This is a genomic window from Actinocrinis sp., assembly GCF_035946395.1.
Lineage (GTDB): Bacteria > Actinomycetota > Actinomycetes > Streptomycetales > Catenulisporaceae > Actinocrinis.
Map to the genome: position 1 here is coordinate 1 of NZ_DASYZI010000075.1, position 5,540 is coordinate 5,540.

The following is a 5,540-nucleotide window of genomic DNA, read 5'->3' on the forward strand; positions in this document are numbered from 1 at the left end:
TGCGGCAGGGCGGGATCGGCCACCTGCTGCGCGCGGCGGCCGAGGTGCGGAATGCGCCGGCACCTGCGGACCGCCGCTACGGGATGTGCGGCCGTCTGGACACGTACGACGTCGCCTTGAAGCGCGAGGCGTGACCATTCGGCGTCGACTGTTCAGTATCAGATATTTGATATCAGGGCATGCTTGAGATGTAGGGCCGGATTAGGGCGCGGCGTCCGGCGCGCGCGATCGCTCGGCGGAGGGCCTTGCCCATGCTGAAGGTCTGGGCACGGCCCGACAACGCCGTGAACGCGCGACAGGCACCGCGACCCCGACCTCACAGCTCAAACATCCCTAGGGCGGTCAGGCGTTCAGGAATGCGGCGGCGCGTTCACCCCAGGTGGTCACGTCCGCGTAGTCGGCGGCGATGTGCAGATGCGCGTTCGGCAGCAGCGCGTGCAGTTTCTCCGCGGTGGACACCGGATGGCCTGGATCCTGCTCCCAGGCCAGGATCAGCGTTCTGTGCCGCAGGGTGCGCAACGCCTCGGGGTCCGGCAGGTCGGTGGCCGCCGCGCCGCGCATGACGTGCGGGTACAACGCTTCGGTGATGTCCGGCAGCGGCGGTTCGCCCGGAGCCTGGGAGTGGATTGGCGACAGCGGCAGATCCCTGATCGCGTCGAGGTAGGCGGCGAGACCGCGCTGTTCGACGATGTCAGCGCTCGTACGGTTCGCTTCGGCCACCGCGGGGCGGGTCTCCCACGCGGTCGGCGGAATGATCAGCACGAGGCGGGCGAACCGCTCGGGACGCCGGAGCGCCGCGTGCACCAGCGTGCCGCAGCCCATCGAGGAGCCCATCACGTCCACCGGCTCGGGACCGGCCACATGGTCGAGCATCGCAAGCATGTCGCCCGCCAGGTGCGACCAGGTGTAGTCGGTGTGCTGCGGGCGGCCGGTCGATCGGCCGTGACCGCGCGCGTCGTAGCGCACGAGGCAGCGTCCGGCAACCACCACCGGTGACCAGTCGGTCAGCGTCCAGGCGTCGTCATTGGCTCGGCTGCCGGTCAGTCCGTGCGCGTAGACGACCGGCGGGCCGTCGCCGGTCTCGTCGTAGGCCAGGACGGCCTCGCCGACGTCGAAGGTCTTCTGCTCAGGCTCGGTGGTCGGGCTCATCGGTCCGGCTCTCGCAATCGGTGACAGTGGGTGTACGAGCTGCGGTGATACGCGACGATTCTGCCGCGCCCAGGGTGGCAAGGTCATCGATCTTGGACGTCCGCGAGTGGCCGGGTAGCACAGCCGGCGCGCTGGGGTGGACCGGACGGCGCGGGGGCGCGCAGACTGGGGGCGTGCCCGAGCTCCCGGAAGTCACCGCGCTGGCCGCGTTCGTGGCCGAGCGCGCCAGCGGACTGGCGCTCGAACGGATCGACGTGGCCGCGTTCTCCGCGCTCAAGACCTTCGATCTATCGGTCTCCTCGCTGGCCGGCGCCAAGGTGCAGGGCGCGCGGCGGTATGGGAAGTTCCTCTCGGTGGACTTCGGCGGGACGTACCTGATCTGCCACCTGTCCCGCGGCGGTTGGTTGCAGTGGCGCGACGAACTGCCGGCCGCGCCTGCGCGCCCGGGCAGGGGGCCGCTCGCGCTGCGCGTCCGGCTTGAGGGCGGCTGCGGCTGGGACCTGACCGAGGCCGGGACGCAGAAGCGGCTCGCGGTGTACCTCGTGCGGGATCCGCAGCAGGTGCCGGGCATCGCGCGGCTCGGCCCGGACGCGCTCGACCCGCAGTTCGACGCGGCGGCGTTCGCCGCGCTGCTCGTGGACCGGCGCAAGCAGATCAAGGGCCTGCTGACCGAGCAGACCACGATCGCCGGGATCGGCAACGCCTACAGCGACGAGATCCTGCACGCCGCCAAGTTCTCCCCGTTCAAGCTCGCCTCCAGCTTCACGCCTGAGGAGGCCGAGCGGTTGCACACGGCGATGCGCACCATCCTCGCCGACGCGGTCGAGCGCTCGGTCGGACAGCAGGCCGCGACGCTCAAAGCGGAGAAGAAGACCGGGCTGCGCGTGCACGGGCGCGCCGGCGAGGCCTGCCCGGTGTGCGGTGACACGATCCGCGAGGTCAGCTTCTCCGACTCCTCGTTGCAGTACTGCCCGGCTTGCCAGACCGGCGGCGCCGTGCTCGCCGACCGGCGCATGTCGAAGTTCGGCGTCCGCAGCTGACGGCGATGAGCCCGGCGAGCCATCGGCGAGTCAGTCCTTCAGCCAGATCCGCAGCGGGCCGATCGGCTCGAAACCGTGGCGCAGGGCGGCGTTCAGCTCGTCGCCGCGCTCATACCCGGCTACTGGCAGGGCCGGGAAGAGCCGGTGCACCACGTCCAGCACTCCCGGCCAGGCCGCGTCAGCGCCGCCATCCAGCGCGAAGACGTTGGAAATGCCGACCACGTGATCGCTCCGGCTCGCCACGGCGCCGCGGACCACGTGTCCGTCGCCGCGCCGGCCGACGAGCACGAACGTCGCCGGATCGTCCAGCAACCCCGGCCGGAACAGATCCGCGTTCCCCTCTCCCGCGTCCCAGGCCAGCGCCCAGGCCCGCAGCATCCGCGGATCGGCGACCACGTCCCAGGCGAGATCCGCCGCGGCGCCCGCAGCGCCCGTGGCGCCCGCCGGACGGTAGATCCACTGCGCGTCGAACAGCACGTGAAAGCCTGCCTGCGTGAGATCGAGGTCGGCGAAGCTGTCCTTGACGCTCGCGCCCGGCGCTTCGGTATCGATCCGGGCCAGCAGCGCGGATGCGTCGGCACCCGGCACCAGCGTCACCGCGTCGGGGTAGCGCGGCGGCGTGCGGACCGCGGCGGACCATGCGTGCCGGCCGAATTCGCTGCTCAAACCGTGCGATCGGCTCATCGCGGCGCACCACTCGGCGTTGTTGCGGGCGGCTGCCTGCAACAGGAACTGCTTCGCCGTGGACACGAGCGGGACCCCCCGCGTTCTCAGGCCGCCGCGTACGGGTCCGTCTTGCGTTCCTGGACCAGCCAGACGTGGCCGTCCGGGTCGTCAAAGGTAAGGAACGAGTTGTAGTCGGCGCGCTGCGGGTCGGGGCCGGTCAGCTGCCTGCCGTCCTCGAAGTGGAAGACGTCGCCCACCTCGACGCCCCGCCCGACGAGTTCGGCGCGCGCCGCCTCGATGTCGGTGACGACGAGATGCAGGCCACTGACGGTACCGGGAGTCCCGCCGGTGCGCCGGGCGACCACTTCGGTCTGCATCAGCACGACGGAACAGCGCGAGCCGTTCGGCGTCAGCTGCACCACTCGGAAGTCCTCGCTGGGCTGGTAGTCGACTTCGAGGTCGAACGCCAGCCGCTGGCTGTAGAACGCCTTGGCCCGGTCCACGTCCGCGACCGGTAGCACGATCGCTTCCAGCTTCCACTCCATGACGACCTCCTCGGCTCAATCGGTCGGTTCGTCATGACCCTAACGCCGGATGAGGTACTCGGCGCGGCGGTTGGGGTAGCTGAGCAGGTCGGTACTGTCGGCGAACTGGTCAACGGCGCCGACCGGCGGAAGTTCGGCGATCCGCGCGTCGCCGATCGTGCGGAACAGCGCGGCGGCGAACCGCTCGCCGCGAATCACCCGGAAGGGGCGGTCGTAGTACGGCCGTACCGTCGGATCGATCCATTCGGTCAGCCCAGCGCCGTTGTGCAATGCGCCGACGATCTCGTACGCCGCGCACAGGTGCGTCTCCCGCTGCGGCCAGTCGGTCGCGGCCAGCGCGGCGCGCAGCTCGGGCGTGAGGGCGGCTGCGGCGGGCAGCCGGGAGAAGGCGCTACCCAGCCATTTGGAGTAGGGCGGATACCTGCGCGCCATCAGCAGGCACAGCCGCATCAGTTCCCGGGCAAGGCGCGCCGCGACGACCGCCGACCCGAGTTCGTCGCCGACCTCGCCGCAGCGCCCGACGAACGCCTCTTCCTGGCTGATCCGCGTCCACTGGCAGGCAAGGACGTATCGCCACAAGTCGTCCGGGTACCAGGCGAGCAAGTCGAGGACCGGACCGCACTCGCCGAGGCCGTCATGGAAGACGACGCCCCCGGTGATCTCGTGCAGCGACTGAGTGGGCGTGCCCAACCAGTCGCCGGTCGTCACGCCACCGCGCGGATCGAATCCGAGCAGATCGACGAGAAACGCACCGAGGTCGCCGATGGTGACCTGATGACGCGGTGGATGCCCATCGCGGCGCGGGTAACGCACCGAATGGCCGAGAAAAGTCTCCGGTAGCAGTTCATCGAGCATCTCGACGAGATCCGCCGCCATTGCACGGTCGTGCGGCCGCACGAACAGCTCCAGTCTCGGCCCCCAGCCGTGATCCGTGGAGCGCTCGGTGTCGAAGCCGACGACCTCGGAGCCGGTGCCGACCAGCGCGGCCAAGTGGACCAAGCCAGGGAACATACGCTCCAGCAGGGGACGGACGACGTCTTTGTAGAAGGCGGCGGACAGGTCACGTCCGGTCACGAAGGCGCGCGGCGCGGGCGGACCCGGCGGGATGCCACCCGCCCCACTCGTCTGATATGCCCCCGTTTGGTAGTTCATCGTCACCCATATCTGCGCAGTGGGCAGGGATCTTCATCCTTGCCGGTGCCATACCGCGCAGTCCAGCCGAATTGCGGGTGATCCACCGGGATCTGCGAACCGTCTACGAGTTCTTCGGCCGCGACGCCGGCACCGGCGCCGCCAGACTTCCCGGCGTGAGCAGCGCCTTGACCGCCCGGCGGCTGCGCTCGTGGCCGAGCGCGGCCCGGGGCGCCTCGCGCAGCACCGCGGCGGCCCAGTAGGCGACCGACGCGGGCAGCGTGTGGCGGCGGCGGTAGAGCCGGATCTTGTTGCTCATCACCAGCGTCCACAACTCCGGGGAGACCCTTGACTCGCCGCCGATGTGTGTCGCGGTGGCCTGCGGCGCGAGGCGGGTCAGAAAGCCGTTGTCCCTGGCGCGCAAGGCGAATTCCGTCTCCTCCGAGTACAGGAAGAACGACTCGTCCCAGGGCCCGCATACGTCAAGACAGTGCTTTGAAATCAGCATGATGGCACCGGTTGCCCAGTCGGCCACCGCGGGGTGCGCGTAGGCTGCCTCGTCGAGCACCAGTTCGCCGAGGGGCGCGAGCCGACCGGCCCGGGCACCGAGCGCGGCCTCGCCGAGAGCGCGCAGCACCGTGGGCTCCCGGCGCAGCGAGTGCGCGAGGTTGCCCTCCTGGTCGACGATGCGCGGGACGACGATCCCGGTGCGCGGGTGCGGCTGGGACGCCGCCCGCGTCGGAGCGTCGCCCGGACCGGCGTCGATGAGGTCGTACATCAAACGCACGCTGCCCGCGTGCAGCCGGATGTCCGGGTTGAGGACCAGTGCCGCGTCGTACTGATCCGCCTTGGCGAGCGCGGCGTTGATCCCGGCGGCGTAGCCGAGATTCCCGCCGGTGTGCACGACCTGGCAGCGCGTGCCCGGATTCCGACGCGCCCACTGTTCGACGGTCGCGACGGTGTCGTCGGCCGAGTCGTTGTCGGCCACGATCAGCTGCCAGTCCAGGCC

The 5,540-nt window shown here is 70.4% G+C and carries 6 protein-coding genes; 1 reads left to right on the top strand and 5 read right to left on the bottom strand.

Annotated features, from left to right (window positions below):
• Positions 1-342: 342 nt before the first annotated feature.
• Positions 343-1,149 carry an alpha/beta hydrolase gene (locus VGS97_RS05250; RefSeq protein ID WP_326852056.1) on the bottom strand — a complete coding sequence of 269 codons (807 nt, stop codon included), beginning with the start codon at positions 1,147-1,149 and terminating at the stop codon, positions 343-345.
• A gap of 173 nt (positions 1,150-1,322) precedes the next feature.
• Here VGS97_RS05250 and VGS97_RS05255 point away from each other — a divergent pair, with 173 nt between their 5' ends.
• The gene (locus VGS97_RS05255; RefSeq protein ID WP_326852057.1) at positions 1,323-2,189 is read left to right on the top strand and encodes an Fpg/Nei family DNA glycosylase; all 867 of its coding nucleotides are present in this window, start codon (positions 1,323-1,325) and stop codon (positions 2,187-2,189) included.
• A gap of 30 nt (positions 2,190-2,219) precedes the next feature.
• Here the strand turns inward: VGS97_RS05255 and VGS97_RS05260 are convergent, their stop codons facing one another.
• From VGS97_RS05260 to VGS97_RS05275, 4 genes are all read right to left on the bottom strand, one after another.
• On the bottom strand, positions 2,220-2,939 hold the full coding sequence (locus VGS97_RS05260) for a hypothetical protein (protein WP_326852059.1): 720 nt from the start codon (positions 2,937-2,939) through the stop codon (positions 2,220-2,222).
• A 20-nt stretch (positions 2,940-2,959) separates the two neighbouring features.
• Positions 2,960-3,400, bottom strand: a complete 441-nt coding sequence (locus VGS97_RS05265) for a VOC family protein (RefSeq protein ID WP_326852060.1) — start codon at positions 3,398-3,400, stop codon at positions 2,960-2,962.
• A gap of 39 nt (positions 3,401-3,439) precedes the next feature.
• Positions 3,440-4,552 (bottom strand): DUF4037 domain-containing protein, encoded by a 1,113-nt coding sequence (locus VGS97_RS05270; RefSeq protein WP_326852061.1) that lies wholly within the window; start codon positions 4,550-4,552, stop codon positions 3,440-3,442.
• Positions 4,553-4,655: 103 nt separating this feature from the next.
• The coding region (locus VGS97_RS05275) for a glycosyltransferase family 2 protein (RefSeq protein ID WP_326852062.1) at positions 4,656-5,540 on the bottom strand (885 nt) is incomplete at its 5' end.